The 19,340-nt window shown below is 69.1% G+C and carries 19 protein-coding genes; 11 read left to right on the forward strand and 8 right to left on the reverse strand.

The genetic code is table 11. The annotated features are described in order from the left end of the window. Positions 1–60 precede the first annotated feature (60 nt). The 3 genes from E3O67_RS10605 to E3O67_RS10615 all read right to left on the reverse strand — a co-directional run bounded on the left by E3O67_RS10605 (position 61) and on the right by E3O67_RS10615 (position 4,206). Entirely contained in the window at positions 61–1,287 is a 1,227-nt protein-coding gene (locus E3O67_RS10605; protein WP_134429044.1) for a homoserine O-acetyltransferase, read from the reverse strand. Between the two features lie 312 nt (positions 1,288–1,599). Then, the gene (locus E3O67_RS10610) at positions 1,600–2,931 is read right to left on the reverse strand and encodes a bifunctional o-acetylhomoserine/o-acetylserine sulfhydrylase (RefSeq protein WP_134429046.1); all 1,332 of its coding nucleotides are present in this window, start codon (positions 2,929–2,931) and stop codon (positions 1,600–1,602) included. 117 nt (positions 2,932–3,048) lie between these two features. After that, the gene (locus E3O67_RS10615; RefSeq protein ID WP_134429048.1) at positions 3,049–4,206 is read right to left on the reverse strand and encodes an acyltransferase family protein; all 1,158 of its coding nucleotides are present in this window, start codon (positions 4,204–4,206) and stop codon (positions 3,049–3,051) included. Positions 4,207–4,232: 26 nt separating this feature from the next. On the opposite strand from E3O67_RS10615, the gene E3O67_RS10620 reads away from it, so the two are divergent. Beyond that, entirely contained in the window at positions 4,233–5,012 is a 780-nt protein-coding gene (locus E3O67_RS10620; RefSeq protein WP_134429050.1) for an SDR family oxidoreductase, read from the forward strand. A gap of 18 nt (positions 5,013–5,030) precedes the next feature. Here E3O67_RS10620 and E3O67_RS10625 read toward each other — a convergent pair whose 3' ends face one another. From E3O67_RS10625 to E3O67_RS10640, 4 genes are all read right to left on the reverse strand, one after another. Further along, positions 5,031–6,086 (reverse strand): 2,3-butanediol dehydrogenase, encoded by a 1,056-nt coding sequence (locus E3O67_RS10625; RefSeq protein ID WP_135102674.1) that lies wholly within the window; start codon positions 6,084–6,086, stop codon positions 5,031–5,033. Between the two features lie 137 nt (positions 6,087–6,223). Further along, positions 6,224–7,867 (reverse strand): cation acetate symporter, encoded by a 1,644-nt coding sequence (locus E3O67_RS10630; protein ID WP_135102675.1) that lies wholly within the window; start codon positions 7,865–7,867, stop codon positions 6,224–6,226. Next, entirely contained in the window at positions 7,864–8,223 is a 360-nt protein-coding gene (locus E3O67_RS10635) for a DUF485 domain-containing protein (protein ID WP_134429056.1), read from the reverse strand. The genes E3O67_RS10630 and E3O67_RS10635 overlap by 4 nt, the downstream gene beginning before the upstream one ends. Positions 8,224–8,301: 78 nt before the next feature. Beyond that, complete coding sequence (locus E3O67_RS10640; protein ID WP_135102676.1) at positions 8,302–10,236, reverse strand: AMP-binding protein; 1,935 nt, start codon at positions 10,234–10,236, stop codon at positions 8,302–8,304. Between the two features lie 87 nt (positions 10,237–10,323). Here E3O67_RS10640 and E3O67_RS10645 point away from each other — a divergent pair, with 87 nt between their 5' ends. The 8 genes from E3O67_RS10645 to E3O67_RS10680 all read left to right on the forward strand — a co-directional run bounded on the left by E3O67_RS10645 (position 10,324) and on the right by E3O67_RS10680 (position 17,402). Then, positions 10,324–11,031: a GntR family transcriptional regulator gene (locus tag E3O67_RS10645; RefSeq protein WP_241979204.1), complete on the forward strand. Its 708-nt coding sequence runs from the start codon at positions 10,324–10,326 to the stop codon at positions 11,029–11,031. 33 nt (positions 11,032–11,064) lie between these two features. Beyond that, positions 11,065–12,600 carry an MmgE/PrpD family protein gene (locus E3O67_RS10650; protein WP_135102677.1) on the forward strand — a complete coding sequence of 512 codons (1,536 nt, stop codon included), beginning with the start codon at positions 11,065–11,067 and terminating at the stop codon, positions 12,598–12,600. After that, the gene (prpB, locus tag E3O67_RS10655) at positions 12,600–13,511 is read left to right on the forward strand and encodes a methylisocitrate lyase (protein WP_134429064.1); all 912 of its coding nucleotides are present in this window, start codon (positions 12,600–12,602) and stop codon (positions 13,509–13,511) included. Before E3O67_RS10650 ends, prpB begins: the two co-directional genes overlap by 1 nt. Positions 13,512–13,557: 46 nt before the next feature. Further along, positions 13,558–14,688 (forward strand): bifunctional 2-methylcitrate synthase/citrate synthase, encoded by a 1,131-nt coding sequence (locus tag E3O67_RS10660; RefSeq protein ID WP_134429066.1) that lies wholly within the window; start codon positions 13,558–13,560, stop codon positions 14,686–14,688. A gap of 72 nt (positions 14,689–14,760) precedes the next feature. Next, positions 14,761–15,387, forward strand: a complete 627-nt coding sequence (locus E3O67_RS10665) for a phosphoribosyltransferase (RefSeq protein WP_135102678.1) — start codon at positions 14,761–14,763, stop codon at positions 15,385–15,387. Then, the gene (locus E3O67_RS10670; protein WP_135102679.1) at positions 15,384–16,103 is read left to right on the forward strand and encodes a Type 1 glutamine amidotransferase-like domain-containing protein; all 720 of its coding nucleotides are present in this window, start codon (positions 15,384–15,386) and stop codon (positions 16,101–16,103) included. Before E3O67_RS10665 ends, E3O67_RS10670 begins: the two co-directional genes overlap by 4 nt. A gap of 7 nt (positions 16,104–16,110) precedes the next feature. Then, on the forward strand, positions 16,111–16,797 hold the full coding sequence (locus tag E3O67_RS10675) for a uracil-DNA glycosylase (RefSeq protein ID WP_134429071.1): 687 nt from the start codon (positions 16,111–16,113) through the stop codon (positions 16,795–16,797). A 26-nt stretch (positions 16,798–16,823) separates the two neighbouring features. Beyond that, positions 16,824–17,402, forward strand: a complete 579-nt coding sequence (locus E3O67_RS10680) for a GNAT family N-acetyltransferase (RefSeq protein ID WP_174776822.1) — start codon at positions 16,824–16,826, stop codon at positions 17,400–17,402. Positions 17,403–17,499: 97 nt separating this feature from the next. Here the strand turns inward: E3O67_RS10680 and E3O67_RS10685 are convergent, their stop codons facing one another. Next, on the reverse strand, positions 17,500–18,318 hold the full coding sequence (locus tag E3O67_RS10685) for an SDR family oxidoreductase (RefSeq protein WP_134429073.1): 819 nt from the start codon (positions 18,316–18,318) through the stop codon (positions 17,500–17,502). Between the two features lie 40 nt (positions 18,319–18,358). Between E3O67_RS10685 and E3O67_RS10690 the strand changes: the two genes are divergently transcribed. After that, positions 18,359–18,721: a hypothetical protein gene (locus tag E3O67_RS10690; protein WP_134429075.1), complete on the forward strand. Its 363-nt coding sequence runs from the start codon at positions 18,359–18,361 to the stop codon at positions 18,719–18,721. A gap of 86 nt (positions 18,722–18,807) precedes the next feature. After that, positions 18,808–19,340, forward strand: a 533-nt coding sequence (locus E3O67_RS10695) for an amidase family protein (protein WP_241982121.1), incomplete at its 3' end; no start/stop codon positions are given.

Here is a 19,340-nt window from a genome sequence, read left to right on the forward strand (position 1 = left end):
GGTTCAGCGCGTTTTCGCTCCCTGACCTGCCTGTCAAGCTTGTCCCGATCGGAAACCGTGTCAAGCCCGGCGCGGGGGAGCGGGCGAGGTCAAGACGCGCCGCAGCTGGGTGCCGATGGCATCGTTCTCGATCAGAAAACCGTCGTGGCCGAAGCCGGAGTGGAGCGTGAATGCATCCGTGCCGTCGATGTTGCCCGGCAGGTGGGCGGCGATGACCCGTTGGCCCTCGAGGGGGAAGAGTCGGTCGCTGTCGATGCCGACGACGACGCTGAGCGCATCGATGCGGGCCAGGGCGGATGCGACGCCGCCACGGCCGCGGCCGATGTCGTGCGAGTTCATGGCCTCGACCAGCACGATGTAGCTGTTCGCGTCGAACCGCCGGGTGAACTTGTTGCCGTGGAAATCGAGGTAGGACTCGACGGCGAACCGTCCGCCCGCGCCGAGGGGGCTGATCTCGCTCTGCCAGCCGCGCTCGAAGCGTAGGTTGAGTTCCTCGGGGCTGCGGTAGTTCAGCAGCGCCATCCGCCGGGCGAGGGCGAGGCCGCGGGTCGGGCCGTCGCCGTCCGCTGCGTCGTAGTAGTCGCCGGACCGGAAGAACGGGTCACTGCGGATGGCCTCGATCTGCACGGAGTTCAGCGCGATCTGGTCGGCGGTCGTCACCGGCGGCGCCGCGAGGATTGCCAGGCGGGCTACGCGGGACGGATGCTCGATGGCCCACTCGAGCGCGTGCATCCCGCCCATCGAGCCTCCGACGACCGCGGCCCAGCGGTCGATGCCGAGCCGGTCGGCGAAGGCGACCTGCGCGGCGACCTGGTCGCGAATGGTGAGGTAGGGGAACCGGGTGCCCCATTCGGAGCCGTCGGGCGCGAGGGAGGCCGGACCGGTGCTGCCCTGGCAGCCGCCGACCATGTTCGGGGCCACCACGAACCAGCGGTCGGTGTCGATGGCCAGGCCGGGGCCGACGATGCCGCTCCACCAACCCGCGGTCGCGTGGCCGTCGCCGGCCGGGCCGACTAGGTGGCTGTCGCCGGTGAGGGCGTGCAGCACGAGCAGGGCGTTGTCGCCGTTCGGGGAACGCTCACCCCAGGTCTCGTAGGCGATCCGCACGGCCCCGAGGGTGCCGCCGGCCTCGAAGTGCAGAGGGCCGACGTCGAGGAAACGGCGGTTTCCCACGGGATCGCCGTCGCGCCAGGCACCCGTCGCCGGGGGTTTGCCGAGAAGCGACCGAGCCTGGGCTTCGGTCACGAAGCTCGACGGGACGGTGTCTGCCGAATATTGCCAGTCCATAGGCCCCCTATTCTGCCGGGTGGACAGCCCTTCCGGCGCTTTGTTACCGGACACGGCGGAGCCCGGTCAGCCCGCCGCCCGAACGAATTCGACGGAGATTTTGCCGATTTGGGCCGTAAACGGGCCGAAATCGAGGCTGGCGGCCAAAATCTCCGTCGAATTGGTTACCGGCCGGTTGAGTGCTTACCGGCCGGGAGGAGCGGGTGCCGGGAGGAGCGGGTGCCGGGAGGAGCGGGTGCCGGGAGGAGCGGGTGCCGGGAGGAGTAGGTGCCGGGAGGAGCGGGTGCCGGGAGGAGGCGGCGGCCGGGTGGGTCAGGCGTTGGCGCGGGATGTCTGCACGACCGCGCGGGCGGCTGCCAGGCCGGTCTCCAGGTCGGCTTTCAGGTCGGCGATGTTCTCGATGCCGACCGAGAGGCGCACCAGGCCCGGCGTCACACCGGCGGTGAGCTGCTGCTCCGGGGTGAGTTGCGCGTGCGTGGTCGAGGCCGGGTGGATGACGAGCGAGCGCACGTCGCCGATGTTGGCCAGGTGGCTGAACAGCGCGAGGTTGTCGACCAGGGCGCGGCCGGCATCCACTCCGCCCGTCAACTCGAAGGACAGGACGGCCCCGACACCGCGGGGCGCGTATGTGTTGGCGGCGGCGTACCAGGGGCTCGACGGCAGCCCGGCGTAGTTGACCGAGGCGATGTCGGGGTGGTTCTCGAGCCACTCGGCGATGTCCTGGGCGTTCTGAACGTGGCGTTCGATGCGCAGGCTGAGCGTCTCGATGCCCTGGATCAGCTGCCAGGCGCTCGCCGGGGCGATCGCGGAACCGAGGTCACGCAGCAGCTGCACGCGCGCCTTGATGATGTAGGCGATTCCGTCGCCGACCGCGCCCGTGTAGCTGACACCGTGGTACGACGGGTCCGGCTCGGTGAGGCCGGGGAACTTCTCGACGTTCTTGGACCATTCGAACGTGCCGCCGTCGACGATGACGCCGCCGATCACGGCGCCGTGGCCGCCGAGGAACTTCGTGGCCGAGTGCACGACGATGTCCGCGCCGTGCTCGAACGGCCGGATCAGGTAGGGGGTGGCGATGGTGCTGTCGACGATGAGCGGCACCCCGCCGGCGTGGGCCACATCGGCCACGAGACGGATGTCGAGCACGTTGATCTTGGGGTTGCCGATGGTCTCGGCGAAGAACAGCTTGGTGTTCGGGCGCAGCGCCCGGCGCCATTCCTCGGCATCGTCCTGGTTCTCGACGAAGGTGGTCTCGATGCCCAGCTTGGCCAGCGTGTACTTGAACAGGTTGTAGGTTCCGCCGTAGATCGAGCTGGACGAGACGATGTGGTCGCCGGCCTGGGCGATGTTCAGCACCGCGAAGGTGGAGGCGGCCTGGCCCGAGGCCAGGAGCAGGGCCGCGGTGCCGCCTTCGAGGGCGGCGACGCGCTCCTCGACGACGGCCTGGGTCGGGTTCATGATGCGGGTGTAGATGTTGCCGAACTCGGCCAGGGCGAACAGGTTCTGCGCGTGCTGGGCGTTGTTGAACACGTAGGACGTGGTCTGGTAGATCGGGGTGGCCCTGGCGTTGGTGGTCGGGTCGGGCTGGGCACCGGAGTGCACCTGCTTGGTTTCGAACTTCCAGTCTGCAACGTTGTCGCTCATGAGGTGATCTCCCGGGTGATCCTCGACGAGCGTGGACCCTCCAGCGCTCTGCCTGCGAGTTTAGGCAGGGGGTCCTCGGCCTGGCAACGGACACCGCAACACGGCGTCACGAAGCGGTCAGCGCGGCGCATCCGGCGCCGTGCCGGCGGGTGGCCCGGCCGACGAAGTGTCGACCGGCGCCTCCAGGTGCGGCAGCACGATCGTGCCGGTGTCGGTGCGAGCCTTCCTGCGGAACAGCCAGCGCGCGCGCGGCTCGATCAGCGGGTGGAAGACCGTGCGCACGATGCGCTGCGAGAGCGCGACGGAGATCAGCACGCTGAAACCGATTGTCGCGGGCAGCACCCAGCCCGGCTGGGGCCCGCCGAGCACCCCGCTCTCCCGCAGGGGGAACAGCACGAAGCTGTGCAGAAGGTAGATGTACATGGTTGCCGCACCGTAGGTCGTGAACCAGGTGCGTCGCCGCGGAATGAGCACCAGGAAGGCGACGACGAGGGCGAACGCGAGCAGGATCAGACCCAGACGGATGCCGCCGGCCCAGAGCTCGTCGTAGCCGAAGGCGGGGTAGGCCTTGTCGTAGAGCAGGAACTGGCGCACCTGCGCCACGCGCAGTGCGTCGATGTTCGCCACGATCAGGCCCAACAGTGCCGTGAACAGTGTGATCGCGCCGATCCGCCAGCGCCACACCCCGGCGGTGTTCAACCCCAGCCAGCGGTCGGTGAGCTTCCACTGGCGCAGCTGCCAGCCGAAGACGAAGAACGGCAGCAGCCCGAGCGTGCGCGAGATGGCGAAGGTGCTGTCGATCGATTCGGAGTACCCGGCGCCGACGGAGATGACCACGCTGATCAGCAGGGGATGGCGCAGCAGCACGAGGAAAGGCAGCGCGAGGCGCCAGATCAGGAGCGCGATCAGGAACCACAGCGTCCAGGACGGGGTCGAGTAGTCCAGCCGGAATTCGCCGCCGAGCAGCCAACGCGCGAGCGTCCAGATCGTCTCGAAGACCACGTAGGGGAGCACGATGTCGGTGACTAACCGGTGCAGCTGGCGGGTGCCGAGTGGGCCCGACCGGGCGAAATACCCGCTGACGGCGACGAACAGCGGAACGTGGAAGGCGTAGACGAACAGGTAGAACTCGTAGGCGACATCCGACTCGGCGATGAGCTTCAGGATGGCGTGCCCGAGCACCACCAGGGTGATCGCGATCCAGCGCGCGTTGTCCCAGAGCGGCACCCGTCTTTTCTGCACGTGCGGCGTTCCGGCGACGCGTGGACTCATCATGAGGGTTCTCCGACCAGAATGGAGTCATGGGTACACAGAGAGTCGTTGTGACCGGCGCGAGTTCGGGGATTGGTGCCGCCACGGTGCGCCTGTTCCGCCAGCGGGGCTGGGACGTGGTGGGGGTGGCCCGCCGCGCCGACCGCCTCGCGGCGCTGCAGGCGGAGACCGGGGCGCAGGTCTTCACGGCCGACCTCACCCGGCAGGCCGATGTGGACGCGCTGCGGGACTTCCTCGCGGCGTCCGGGCCGGTGCACGCGCTGGTCAACAATGCGGGCGGCGCGGTGGGGCTCGATAGCGTCGAGGAGTCGAGGGTCGAGGATTGGGCCTGGATGTTCGAGATCAACGTGCTTGCGGTCAAGCGGGTCACGAGCGCGGTGCTGCCGCTGCTGCGGGCCGCGATTCGGGAGCAGGGCGGCGCCGCCGACATCGTCACGGTCACGTCCATTGCCGGTCATGTCGCCTACCTCGGAGGTGGAGGGTACAACGCGGCGAAGTTCGCCGCGCACGCCCTGATGGAAGTCTTGCGCTTGGAATTGAATGGCGAGCCGATCCGGGTGATCGAGGTTGCCCCCGGGATGGTGCAGACCGAGGAATTCGGGCTGGTGCGCTTTGACGGTGATGCGGAGAAGGCCGCCGCGGCCTACGCCGGGGTGCCGAATCCGCTCGCCGCGGAAGACATCGCCGAGACGATCGTGTCGAGCGTCGAACGACCCGCCCACGTCAACCTGGACCTGATCGTGATCAAGCCGGTTGCGCAGGCGGCCCCCACGCGAGTCGCGCGCGGACCGCTGGTGCCCAAGGACTGACGCGGTCAAGCGGTCTGCCTAGGGGTGGACCAGGATTTTCACAGCGGTGTCGTTGTGGTTGATCAGGGTGTCGAAGCCCTCGGTGATGAGGTCGTCGAGCGCGATCCGGCCGGTGATGAACGGCTTGAGGTCGATCTTGCCGCTCGTCACCAGTGCGATGGTCTCCTCGTGGTCGCGCACGTACGCGATGGTGCCGCGCAGGTCGATCTCCTTGAGTACGATCTTCTGCATGTCCACAGTGGCCGGGTGTCCCCAGATGGAGACGTTGACCAGCACGCCGGCCGGGCGCAGCGCGTCGAGCAGCGTGTCGAGCACGATGTTGACGCCGGCGCACTCGAACGCGACATCCACGCCGACGCCGTCGGTGAGCTCGAGCACGCGGGCCTTGACGTTCTCCGTGGTCGGGTCGACGACGTAGTCGGCGGCGCCGCTCGAGAGTGACTTCTCCTTGCGGGCGACGCTCAGCTCGGACACGATCGTCGTCACGCCGATCCCCTTGAGGATGGCGGCCGTCAGCAGGCCGATGGGGCCGGCGCCGCCGATGAGGGCGACATCTCCGGCCTTCGCGCCACTGCGGACTACGGCGTGGTGCGCGACCGACAAAGGCTCGATCAGCGCGGCCTCGTCGAGGGGGATGTCACCGATCGGGTGCACCCAGCGCTGGTCGACGACGACCTTCTCGCTGAGGCCGCCCCCGCCGCCGGCGAGTCCGATGAAGCCCATCTTCTCGCAGAGGTGGTAGTTGCCGGCCATGCAAGGCGGGTACTCGTTGCAGACGAAGTACGGCTCCACGACGACGTTGTCGCCCACCTTGAGGCCCTCGACCCCGTCGCCGACCTCTTCGATGGTGCCGGAGAACTCGTGGCCCATCGTGACCGGTGCGGATTCCTGGGAGAGAGGATGCGGGTGGCCGGGCGCCGAGATGAAGATCGGGCCTTCGAGGTACTCGTGCAGGTCGGTGCCGCAGATGCCGCACCAGGCGACGGCGATCTTCACCGTGCCGCTGCGGGTTACCGGCTCCTCGATGTTCTCAATGCGGACGTCTTTCTGGCCGTGGAAGCGTGCTGCTTTCATTTATGGATCTTCTCCAGTGATGTGTCAGAGGCTCGGCACAGGCGGATGGTCTGGCCCTCTAGCCCGCCGATGACACTACTCCCCCCGGCTGAGGTACAGCCGAGGGGAGCAGGGGTCATGCGGGTCGTGCGGGTCGATCAGTGCTCGGAGGCCTTCTCGGCGCCGAAGCCGGTCATCGACCGAACGGACATCTCCGCGGCCAGCAGCGGGTCTTCCTTGCGGGTGCTGGTGACCGAGCCGAGCCAGCCCAGGAAGAACCCGACCGGGATGGAGATGATGCCGGGGTTGCTGAGCGGGAACCAGGCGAAATCGACGTCGGCACCGAACATCGACGTCTCCGTGCCGGAGAAGACCGGCGAGAAGATGATCAGTCCGACGGTGACCGCGAGGCCGCCGTACATGCTCCACACGGCGCCGCGGGTGGTGAAGCCGCGCCAGAAGAGCGAGTACAGGATGGTCGGCAGGTTCGCGCTCGCCGCGACCGCGAAGGCCAGGGCCACCAGGAAGGCGATGTTCTGCCCCTGCACGCCGATGCCGCCGGCGATCGAGAGGATGCCGATGACGACGACGGTGCGACGTGCCACCTTGACCTCGGCGTCGGGGTCACCTTTGCCCTTCTTGATCACGCTCATGTAGATGTCGTGGGCGAAGGAGGTTGCGGCGGTGATCGTGATCCCGGCCACCACGGCCAGGATCGTGGCGAACGCGATGGCCGAAATGAAGCCGAGCAGCAGCGGTCCGCCGAGGGCGAGGGACAGCAGGGGTGCGGCCGAGTTCACGCCACCGGGAGCGGCGAGGATGGTGTCGGCCCCGACGAGCGCGGCGGCACCGAACCCGAGCACCAGGGTGAACAGGTAGAACGCGCCGATCAGCCAGATCGCCCAGACGACGGAGCGACGGGCTTCCTTGGCGCTGGGAACCGTGTAGAAGCGCATCAGCACGTGCGGCAGACCCGCGGTGCCTAGGACCAGGGCGATGGCGAGCGAGACGAAGTCGAGCGGGTTCTCGCCGTACTTCAGGCCGGGCACCAGGATGGCGTCGGCCGGCACGCTCGTGGAGGCCGCGATGGCCGAGTCGAGGAGCGCCGAGAAGTTGAAGCCGTTGATGGCCAGCACCCACACGGTCATCGCGAACGCGCCGATGATGAGCAGGAAGGCCTTGATGATCTGAACCCAGGTGGTGCCCTTCATGCCGCCGATGAGCACGTACATGATCATCAGGCCGCCGACGACGGTGACCACGACCGACTGCCCGACCTTGTCGTTGATGCCGAGGAGCAGTGACACGAGACCACCGGCTCCGGCCATCTGGGCCAGGAGGTAGAAGAAGCAGACGGCAAGGGTCGTCGTCGCCGCCGCCACGCGCACGGGACCCTGGCGCAGGCGGAAGGAGAGGACATCCGCCATGGTGTACTTGCCCGTGTTGCGCATCAGCTCGGCCACCAGCAGCAGGGCGACGAGCCAGGCCACGAGAAAGCCGATCGAGTACAGGAAGCCGTCATAGCCGCTGACCGCGATCGCCCCGACGATGCCGAGGAACGACGCCGCGGAGAGGTAGTCGCCGGCGATGGCGAACCCGTTCTGCGGGCCGGTGAAGGACCGGCCGCCGGTGTAGTAGTCGGCCGCGGTCTTGTTGTTGCGCCCCGCCCGGATGACGACGATCAGGGTCACCGCCACGAAGGCGAGGAAGATCGAGATGTTCAGAACGGGGTTGTTCTCCGAGGGTTCGACCGCCTGGGCCAGCCGGCCCGGCAGCGACTGCAGAATGCTGGTTGCGATCATTTCTTGTCCATCTCCTCAAGCTCGGCACGCAGCTCTGCCCCGAGGGGGTCGAGGCGGCGGTTCGAGTACGACACGTACCACATGGTGATGGCGAAGGTGGTGACGAACTGGCCGAGTCCGAGCACCAGTCCGAGGTTGAACCTGCCGAACACCGGGATCGCCATCACGTCGGGCAGATACGCTGCGACGAGCACGAAGGCGAAGTACCAGATGAAGAAGAACGCTGCCAGCGGCAGCACGAATCCGCGCCGCCGCTTCTTCAGCTGGATGAACTTCGGGGTCTTCTCATACGCGATGTAGTCGATGGTGGACGGTACTACTCCGTCCGGAAGTTTGTCTTTCAGTGATTCCGTCATGCGGGCTCCTTTGCTCCGGTGAAGGGATGTGACTGTGTGGATGGTGATGGGGTGATCTGTGGGGGGTCGAGTGGTGCGTCAGGCGTGCGGGCCGACCCCATGCACGGCCTGCTTCAGGGCGTCGAGAACCGTGGGATCCTCGATCGTGGGCGGCACCGTGTAGGGCTCGCCGTCGACGATCTGCCGGATGGTCTTGCGGAGGATCTTTCCCGACCGGGTCTTCGGCAGCCGGTCCAGGATGGTCACGTCGCGGAACGCGGCCACCGGCCCGACATGCTCCCGGACCAGCGCGATGAGCTGTGCCGCAAGGGTGTCGTGGTCGATCGTGGCCCCGGCCTTGAGCGTGACGAAGCCGGCCGCACGCTGTCCTTTGAGCGGGTCGTGCACGCCGAGCACGGCGCACTCGGCGACCGCGGGGTGCAGGGTCAGCACCTCCTCAAGCGAGCCGGTGGACAGCCGGTGCCCGGCGACGTTGATCACGTCGTCGGTGCGGCCCATCACATAGAGGTAGCCGTCCTCGTCGAAGTGGCCGGAGTCGCCGGTGGCGTAGAACCCGGGGAAGGCGGACAGGTACGCGCTCTCAAACCGTTCCTCGCTGCCCCAGACTCCGAGCAGGGTGCCGGGCGGCAGGGGCAGGCGAATGGCGATGTTGCCGTCCTTGCCGGCCTTCGTGACCGGCTTGCCCCTGGAATCGAGGATGGCTATGTCGTAGCCGGGAACCGGGAATGTGGCCGAGCCCGGTTTCGTCGGGATGTCGGCGATGCCCCGCGGGTTCGCCGCGATCGCCCAGCCGGTCTCAGTCTGCCACCAGTGGTCGACCACTGGGCAGTGCAGCCCGTCGTTCGCCCAGTGGTAGGTCTCCGGGTCGAGGCGTTCGCCGGCCAGGAACAGCCCGTGCAGGCTGCGGATGTCGTGTTTCGCCAATTCGACCAGGTCCGGGTCGACGCGGCGGATGGCGCGGATGGCCGTGGGCGCCGTGAACAGGACCGACACCTGGTAGTCCTCCACCACACGCCAGAATGCCCCGGCATCCGGGGTGCCGACCGGTTTGCCCTCGTAGATGACCGTGGTGGCGCCGACGAGCAGCGGGGCGTAGACGATGTAGGAGTGGCCGACGACCCAGCCCACGTCCGAGGCCGCCCAGAAGACGTCGCCCGGCTTGACGTCGTAGATGTTGGCCATGGACCAGGCCAGGGCTACGGCATGGCCGCCGTTGTCGCGGACGATCCCCTTCGGGTTTCCGGTCGTTCCGGAGGTGTACAGGATGTAGAGCGGGTCCTCGGAGCGCAGGCTGACCGCCGCAGCCGGGGAGGCCTCGTTCTCCTCGTGGGCCCAGTCCAGCCAGGTCACGTCGCCGGTGCCGGCGTAGTCGGCGGCGCAGCCGGGGATCATCTCCCGGTCGCGCACGATGACTGTGCGCACCGAGCCCTTGCTGCGGGCGAGGGCGCGTTGCACCAGGGGCAGGTATTCGACCGCCCGGCCCGGCTCGAGGCCGCCGGAGGCGGTCACGATCACGGTCGGCCGGGCGTCGTCGATCCGCACGGCGAGCTCGCTGGCGGCGAAGCCGCCGAAGACGACGGAGTGGATGGCGCCGATGCGGGCACAGGCCAGCATTGCGACGATGGCTTCGGGGATCATCGGCAGGTAGACGATCACTCGGTCGCCCTGGCCGACGCCGCTGGCACGGAGCACACCGGCGAAGCGCTCGACGCGCCCCAGGAGTTCGCGATAGCTCAGGCGGGCCCGGGTGCCGGACATCGCCGAGTCGTAGATGACGGCCGTCTGGTCGCCGCGGCCGGCGAGCACGTGGCGGTCGAGCGCGTTGTAGCTGGTGTTGAGTTCGCCGTCGGGGAACCAGCGCCAGGCGCCGGGGGAACGTCCCTCCAGTGCCACCGCCGGCGGCCGGACCCAGTCGATCGCCTGGGCTGCCTGCAGCCAGAACGCCGAGCGCGTGCCGTCGTCAATGCTTCGCTGCCACAGGTCGTGATACCCCGCCGACGCTTCCGCTGACATTCGAACCTCCCCGTTGAAGTTCCTATGTATACATAGAATTCGTGAAGTCTGGCACATAACCCGCAATATGGGAATAACATGTGGTTTGTGTATACAGAAACCCCAACGGCGGGGAACACAGCCCCGGTTCGAGCGAGTGAACGCGCCTACCGGCAGCTGCGCGGCGAGATTCTCGATGGCCTTCTGGCGCCCGGCACCGGGCTGCTCGAGGTGGAGCAAGCCGCCCGGATCGGGGTGTCGCGCACACCACTTCGCGCGGCGATCGCCCGGCTGATCGCCGACGGCCTCGTGGCCGGCCGCCCCGGCCGCGGTTTCATGGTCACCGAGATGAACGTGGACAGCATCGGGGAACTCTACGAGGTGCGGCGGGCCCTGGAGGAACACGCCGCCCGGATCGCCGCCGAGCGCCGCGACCCGGCGGTCTTCGAGGCCCTGCGCACGCAATTCCTTGTGGCCTCGGAGCTGATCCTGCAGGGCGAACCGGGACTGCGCCGCTACTACGAGCTGATCGACGAGTTCGACCTGGCCCTCGACGAGGCCGTGGCGAACCCCTTCCTCGTGGGGGCGCTCGCCGGGGTGCGGACACACCTCGCCCGCATCCGTCGCCTGGCCAGGGACAACCCGGACCGGCTTCGCAGCGCCGCGGCTGAGCACCTGCTCATCGTGGACGCGGTGCTGGCCGGCGACTCGTCGCTGGCCGCGCACGCCACGCACGTGCACCTCCACCAGAGCCTCACCAGCGTTCTCGCGACGCTCCAAGGGTCCTCGGCCGTCCCGGCCGGCCAATCGCACTAATCGCATCAGTCGAACTACTCGAAGGGATCCACCGTGCAGCTTCACCATGTTCGTGTTCACCGCAGCGACGAGAACCTCGCCCGCACCGATCAGCTGGCCTGGAAGATCGCTGAGGTCGCCGCCGACCCGGTCGCGGTGAGCGACGAGGTGACCGAGATGATCGTCAACCGCGTGATCGACAACGCCGCGGTCGCCGCGGCGTCGCTGACCCGGCGCCCGGTGGTGTCGGCCCGTTCGCAGGCCCTGGCGCATCCGCGCTCGTTCAACGGAGTCGGTGCGACCGTGTTCGGTGAGCAGCGCTCCCGCCGGGTGTCGCCGGAGTGGGCGGCCTGGGCCAACGGGGTGGCCGTGCGTGAGCTCGACTACCACGACACGTTCCTCGCCGCCGAGTACTCACACCCCGGCGACAACATCCCGCCGGTCGTCGCGGTGGCCCAGCACCTCGCCATCGCCCGCGGCCTGACCGGTGGCGATCTCGTGCGCGGGATCGCCACGGGCTATGAGATCCAGATCGACCTGGTCAAGGGCATCAGCCTGCACGCGCACAAGATCGACCACGTGGCTCACCTCGGCCCGTCGGCCGCCGCCGGAATCGGCACCCTGCTCGGTCTCGACCCCGAGACCATCTTCCAGGCGGTGGGGCAGGCCCTGCACACCACGACGGCCACCCGGCAGTCGCGCAAGGGCGAGATCTCCAGCTGGAAGGCCCACGCGCCGGCCTTCGCTGGCAAGATGGCTGTGGAGGCGGTCGACCGCGCGATGCGCGGCGAAACCAGCCCCACCCCGATCTACGAGGGTGAAGACGGCGTGATCGCCTGGCTGCTCGACGGCCCGGATGCCGCCTACGAGGTCTCGCTGCCCTCGATCGGTGAGGCCAAACGCGCCATCCTTGACAGCTACACCAAGGAGCACTCTGCGGAGTACCAGGCGCAGGCGTGGATCGACCTGGCCCGGAAGCTGCACCGGGAGCACCCGGCGCTGATCGACCCGGCCAACGTCGCATCCGTCATCATCCACACCAGCCACCACACCCACTATGTGATCGGTTCGGGCGCGAACGACCCGCAGAAGTACGACCCCACGGCCAGCCGCGAGACCCTCGACCACTCCATTCCCTATATCTTCACGGTCGCCCTGCAGGACGGCAGCTGGCACCATGTGGACTCCTACCGGCCCGAACGCGCCGGCCGAGCCGACACGATCGCCCTCTGGAACAAGGTGACCACCACCGAGGACCCGGAGTGGACCCGCCGGTACCACTCGCTCGACCCGGCCGAGAAGGCCTTCGGCGGCCGCGTCGAGATCGCGCTCACCGACGGCAGCCGGATCGTGGACGAGATCGCCGTCGCCGACGCCCACCCGCTCGGCGCGAAGCCGTTCGGGCGGGCCGAGTACGTGCACAAGTTCCGCACCCTCGCGCAGGACGTCGTCGAGGAGGGTGAGATCGTGCGGTTCCTCAGCGCGGCCGAACGCCTGCCACGGCTCGGCGCCGGCGAACTCGGCCAGCTCACCATCGTGGCCCGCAACGGGCTGATCGCCTCGCTCCCCACCCCGAACGGAATCTTCTGATGCTGTACTCGACTCTGACCCCGGCGGACAAGCGGGCCGCGTTCCGCGCGGACCTGGCGAGCGGCCGGCTGCTGCGCTTCCCGGGGGCGTTCAACCCGCTGTCGGCCCGGCTGATCGCGGCCAAGGGCTTCGAAGGGGTGTACATCTCCGGAGCGGTGCTCTCGGCCGACCTGGGGCTGCCCGACATCGGCCTGACCACCCTCACCGAGGTGGCCGGCCGGAGCCAGCAGATCGCCCGGATGAGCGACCTGCCCACGATCGTGGACGCCGACACCGGTTTCGGCGAGCCGATGAACGTGGCGCGCACGATCCAGACGCTCGAGGATGCCGGCCTGGCCGGCATGCACATCGAGGATCAGGTCAATCCGAAACGCTGCGGTCATCTGGATGGCAAGCAGGTTGTCGACGACGGAACGGCGGCCAAGCGCATCCGCGCGGCGGTGGACGCCCGGCGCGACCCGAACTTCCTGATCATGGCGCGCACGGACATCCGTGCCGTCGACGGTCTGGCCGCCGCGGTCGACCGGGCAAAGAAACTCGTCGACGCCGGGGCCGACGCGATCTTCCCGGAGGCGATGGCGTCCCTGGCCGAGTTCGCGGCCATCCGAGCCGCCGTGGACGTGCCGGTGCTGGCGAACATGACCGAATTCGGCAAGGGTGAGCTCTACACGACCCGGCAGTTGGCGGATGTCGGCATGAACATCGTCATCTTCCCGGTGTCCCTGCTGCGGCTCGCGATGGGCGCGGCCGAACGCGGCCTCGACACCATCGAGGCGGAGGGGTCGCTGACGAGCCTGCTGCCGGAGATGCAGCACCGGGCGAGGCTCTACGAGCTGCTCGACTACGAGTCGTACAGCCATTTCGATTCCGGCGTCTTCAACTTCACCCTCAACCCGGATGTTGCCTCGTAACATTCCGGCCCCGCACGCAGATCCAGTCTCAACGCAAGGGAGCGACATGAGTCAGAACGAACCGACCGTCTACAAGGGCCTCGCCGGCGTCGTGGTCGACCACACGCAGGTGTCCAAGGTCAACCCGGACACGAACTCGCTGCTGTACCGCGGCTACCCGGTGCAGGAGCTGGCGGCGCAGAAGAGCTTCGAGGAGGTGGCCTACCTGCTCTGGCACGGCGAACTGCCGACCGACGTCGAGTTGGGCGAATTCGAGGAGCTGGAGCGTTCGCTCCGGCACCTGGCGCCCGCGGTGAAGCGCGTCATCGACGAGCTGCCGATGACGGCGCACCCGATGGACGTCGTGCGCACGGCGGTCAGCCTGATCGGGGCGAACGATCCCGACGCGGCGGATGCGTCGCCGGCGGTCAACCGCGCCAAGGGTCTGCGGCTCTGGGCCCAGATGCCGGCCATCGTGGCCTACGATCAGCGCCGTCGTCGCGGCCTCGAGCTGATCGAACCGCGCAGCGACCTGGGCTATTCGGCGAACTTCCTGTTCATGACGTTCGGCGAGGTGCCCGAACTCGTGGTCGTGAACGCGTTCGACGTGTCGATGATCATGTACGCGGAGCACTCCTTCAACGCGTCAACGTTCACCGCGCGGGTGATCACCTCCACCCTGTCCGACCTGCACTCTGCGGTCACCGGCGCGATCGGGGCGCTCAAGGGCCCACTGCACGGCGGGGCGAACGAGGCCGTGATGCACATCTTCGACGAGGTCGGGCTCGGCCTGGGGGCCGGGGAGCGCGCGGAGGCGTGGCTGAACGAAACCCTCGCCGCCAAGCGCAAGGTGATGGGCTTCGGCCACCGGGTGTACAAGCACGGGGACTCGCGGGTGCCGACCATGCGCACCGCGCTGGTCACTCTGGTCGAGCACTACGACCGGCCCGACCTGCTGGAGCTCTACGAATCCCTCGAGGCCGGGATGACCCAGCGCACCGGCATCCTGCCGAACCTGGACTATCCGTCGGGGCCGGCGTACAACCTGATGGGATTCGACACCCTCACCTTCACGCCGATCTTCGTCGCGGCCCGCCTCACCGGGTGGACCGCGCACATCATCGAGCAGACGGCGTCGAACGCCCTGATCCGGCCGCTGTCGATCTACAACGGCCACGAGGAGCGGCACCTGGCCTGACCGGCGACGGCGCGGGCGGTGAACGGGCGGTGACCGCGCCGTGACCTATCAGTGGTGACCTAGCATTGGGAAATGGGATTCGACGCGGACGACGCTGCAAGTGATGTGACCGGAATTGAGCGGGAAGTGCTGGGCTGGGACGTGTTCGCGGACGCGTCCCGGCAGCTCTCCAAGGCGGTGCTGTCGAGCGGTTTCCGGCCGGATGTCGTGATCGCCATCGCCCGCGGCGGGCTGCTGCTCGCCGGTGCCATGTCGTACGCGCTGGGCACCAAGAACTGCGGCAGCATCAACGTGCAGTTCTACACCGGCGTCGACCAGCGCCTCCCCGAGCCGGTCCTGTCGGGACCGATGCTCGACGCGCCGTCGCTGACCGGCCTGCGCGTGCTGCTCGTCGACGACGTCTCCGACTCCGGGCACACGCTCGCGATGGTCGTCGCGCTGCTGCGGGAGACCGCCTGCGAGGTGCGCACCGCCACCCTCTACACGAAGCCCCGCACGGTGCTGGTGCCCGACTTCACCTGGTGTGAAACGGACCGCTGGATTGTGTTCCCCTGGTCGTCGCTGCCTCCCGTGTCGGAGAGCCTCACGGGTGCGACCCTGCCTGCCGACACCCTGTGTGAAGACAACCTGCCCGCTGCGAGCCTGCTCGCCGCGAGCCTGCCGCTCGTGGTGGAGCGCGTCGCAGGCGCCGCGCTGTGAGCGTGCACCTGGTTGGCGGCGGCTGGAACGCCGAGACCGACGCGGCCGTCTTCGGCCCCTTCCTGGCCGAGGCCACGGCGCGCGGAGTCGCGGCAGGCCGCGCGGAGCCCCGCATCGCGATCCTCGCCGTGCGTGACGAAGACGGCGCCGAGCACGCCGCGAACCTGGTCGCCGCCGTCTCGGCGGCCGGCGAGTTCGAGCCGAAGGTCACCGTGGTGACCCCGGGTGACGTCTTCGCCCTGACCGCGGTCTCCGAGGCCCACGGCATCCTGGTCGGCGGCGGAGTCACCCCGGCCTACCTGGCCGCCGTGGCCCCGATCGCCGGAGAGGTCCGCCGCCAGGTGGCCGCGGGCATCCCTTATCTCGGTTTCTCGGCCGGTGCGATGATCGCGGCCGAGCGCGCCCTGATCGGTGGCTGGCGCATGGGCGGCGTCGAGGTCAGCGGCGAACACGCCGCCGAGGGGCTCGACGAGATCACCATCGAACCCGGCATCGGGCTGCTCGACGTCACCGTGGAGGTGCACGCCGCCCAGTGGGGCACGCTCTCCCGGCTGATCGCGGCCACCGAGGCCGGCCTGATCGAGGGCGGACTGGCCGTGGACGAGAACACCGCCCTGGTCGTCGGCGAGGGCGCGCTCAGCGTCGTCGGAGCCGGCAGCGTCTGGCGGGTCAGCCAGGCCGACGGCGGCGTGCTCGTCAGCACCTTCGGGGCCTGAGCCGGGCATGCCCTTCACCCTCGAGGCGCTGGCCGCCGGCCGGACCATCGATCCCGGCTGGGCGCAGGCGCTGGCGCCCGTGGGCCAGGAGATCGACCGGATGGCGTCGTTCCTCCAGGCCGAGACCCGGGCCGGGCGGACCTGGCTGCCGGCCCCGGAGAACGTCTTCCGCGCCTTCGCCGAGCCGTTCGACGACGTGCGGGTGCTGGTCGTCGGCCAGGACCCGTATCCGAGCCCCGGGCATCCGATCGGGCTCGCCTTCGCGGCCGAGGCGCACGTGCGCCCGCTGCCGCGGAGCCTGGCGAACATCGGCCGGGAGCTGCACGACGACGTGGGGGTGACCGCCGCCACCGGCGACCTCTCCCCGTGGTCGGGGCAGGGGGTGCTGCTGCTCAACCGCGTGCTCACCGTGCAGGCCGGACTCGCCGGTTCGCACCGGCGCCGAGGCTGGGAACGCGTGACCGAGCAGGCCATCCGTGCCCTCGTTGCCCGCGATCGGCCGCTCGTCGCGATCCTGTGGGGGAAGGATGCCGGCACGCTGCGGCCGCTGCTCGGGGACACCCCGGTGATCGAGTCCGCACACCCGAGCCCACTGTCGGCCCGGCGCGGGTTCTTCGGCTCGAAGCCGTTCAGCCGGGCCAACGCGTACCTCGTGCGTGCCGGGGCGGCCCCGGTGGACTGGACCCTCAGGTAATCTGGAACCCTCTGGAGGAGTTAGCTGTGCTTGAAGAGGAATACCAGCCGCGCCGGCAATTGCCCCGGCACCTCCGACCGACGCCCGCGGAAGAGGCGCCGTTCGGATTCACCATGCGTGAGGCCCAAATCACCGATCTGCCATATATCCGGGAGATCTACAACTATTACGTTGCCAACAGCACGGTCACCTTCGACGTCGACCCGATGACCCTGGCCGAGTGGCGCAGCAAGTACTACTATCTCGGCAAGCTCGGGATGCCGTTCATCGTGGCCGTCTCCCCGGCCGGCCAGCTGCTCGGCTACGCCCTGGTCAGCCCCTGGAAGCAGAAACGCGCCTACCGGTTCACGGTCGAGAACTCGATCTACCTCGGCGCGGCGTCGACCGGCAAGGGACTGGGCCGGATGCTGCTCGGCGAACTCATCGAGCGCTCCAAGGCGGCCGGGCTCAAGGAGATCATCGCCGTCGTCGCCGACCAGGGCGCCGACGCGTCGATCAGGCTGCACCGTGACTTCGGCTTCGAGGAGATCGGCCGGATGGGCAAGGTCGGCTTCAAGTTCGACCGCTGGCTCGGCACCGTGCTGCTGCAGAAGAGCCTCAAATAGGTGGATGCCCGGTGCGCCAGCCGGTGAACCGACAGCGGTGAGGGGCGTACGGGCATCCGCACCCCCCCTCGTCGTTTAGAAAAGTCGGCGGGGCAGGTCAGCCCGTGGGGCGGGTCAGCCGGCCGGCGGCGGTGACCACGAGGCGGTGCGGCAGCCGGCCGCCGATGCCTGCGAGCAGCGCGTTGCGCCGGCCGCTGACCGTGTGCGGCGGTGTGGATGCCCGGTCGAGCGCGGCGAAGCTGGTGCGCATGACGTCATCGACCGTGAGCATGCTGCGGAACGCCGTTGTCGTGCGTCCGGCGACGGCGAAGAACTCCGTGCTCACCGGGCCGGGGCAGATGGCGGTGACCTTGAGCCCGCTGGCCCGCGTCTCGTACCAGAGCGCCTCGGTGTAGCTGAGCACATAGGCCTTCGTGGCGGCGTAGACGGCCATCTGCGGCACCGGTTGGAATGCCGCCGTGCTGGCCAGGTTGACCAGGGCGGCGCTGCCCGGCTGGGCGCGCGCGGTGCGGATGAGGCCGGGCAGCAGTGCGCGGGTGAGCGCGGTCAGCGACTGCACGTTCAGGGCCACCTGCTCGGTTTCGCGTGCCGGGTCGGAGTCGATCACGGCGCCGTAGGTGCCGAAGCCGGCGTTGTTGACGAGGGTGCCGACGGTGATCCGGCGGGTCTCGAGGTCGACGACCAGCTCGGCGACGGCATCCGGCCCGGCCAGATCGAGCGGGATGACGGTGGACACCGTGCCGTACTTCTCGGCCAGCTCCACGGCGAGGCCCTCCAGCTGTTCCTGACGGCGGGCGGTGAGCACGAGGTCGGCCCCGCGCCGGGCCAGCTCGTGCGCGTAGCCGACGCCGAGGCCGCTCGAGGCACCCGTGACGAGGGCGGTGGTTCCGATCGGATTAAAGACGGTGGGACTCATGGATTCAGGCTAGCGGTCGCCGGACGCCTAAAATCGAGGCATGACGGATGCCCTGCCCACCCTGCCCGAGCGCCACACCGTGCTGCGCTCCTTCGCGGGCCACCTCGAGGCCGGCCCGGACGCCGTGTTCAACCGGCTCGTGACCGCGATGGCATCGGGGGCGGCCGGGCGCGGGAATGTGCGCACCGACCGGGACCGGCGGATGCTCGTGCTGCGGCGCGGCTGGTGGTATCGCGGCGAGTACCAGGTGCTGCCCGAGGACGAGACGGGGTCGTTGGTGCAGTACGAGATCATCAACGTGGCGCAGGTGCTGCCGTGGGCCGGGTCGTGGGCGGCGGCATCCGTACTGCGTGCCGCACCCCGGGCGTTCCAGGCGCTGCTGACCGGGCTGTCCCACCCCTGAGCATGCTGCCCGGAGGCCCGGAGGCCCGGAGGCCCGGAGACCCGGAGGCCCGGCAGCCGGGCCGGCCCGCTGACTAGGCTCGGGGGATGGCCGTTCCGCATGAACTGACCGCTCTCGAACAATGGCAGGCGCTGCAGCGCGGTGAGCTCAGCCCCACCGAGCTGACCGCGCACTACCTGGCCCGGATCGAGGCGCAGGACCCGGGTCTCGGCGCATTCGTGACAGTGACGGCGGATGCCGCGAGCGAGCGGGCCCGCTTCGTCGAGCAGCAGGTGCCCCGCACCGTACCGCTCTGGGGTCTGCCCTTCGCCGACAAGGACCTGCAGAGCCGTGCCGGCGTGCCGGCCCGGTTCGGGTCGCGGCTGATGCGGGACAACGTGCCGACCAAGTCCGACGATCTCGTGCTCGCCCTCGACGCGGCCGGGGGAGTGAGCCTCGGCACGACGAGCACGCCCGAGTTCGGGCTGCCGTCCTACACCGAGACGCTGGCCGGGCCGCCCGCGCGCAACCCGTGGGACCGCGGTCGAGGTGCCGGCGGTTCCAGCGGCGGGGCCGCGGTTGCCGTCGCCGCGCGGCTGCTGCCCTTCGCGCCGGGCTCCGACGGTGGCGGGTCGGTGCG

This window comes from Cryobacterium sp. TMT3-29-2 (assembly GCF_004564305.1).
Classification (GTDB): domain Bacteria; phylum Actinomycetota; class Actinomycetes; order Actinomycetales; family Microbacteriaceae; genus Cryobacterium; species Cryobacterium sinapicolor.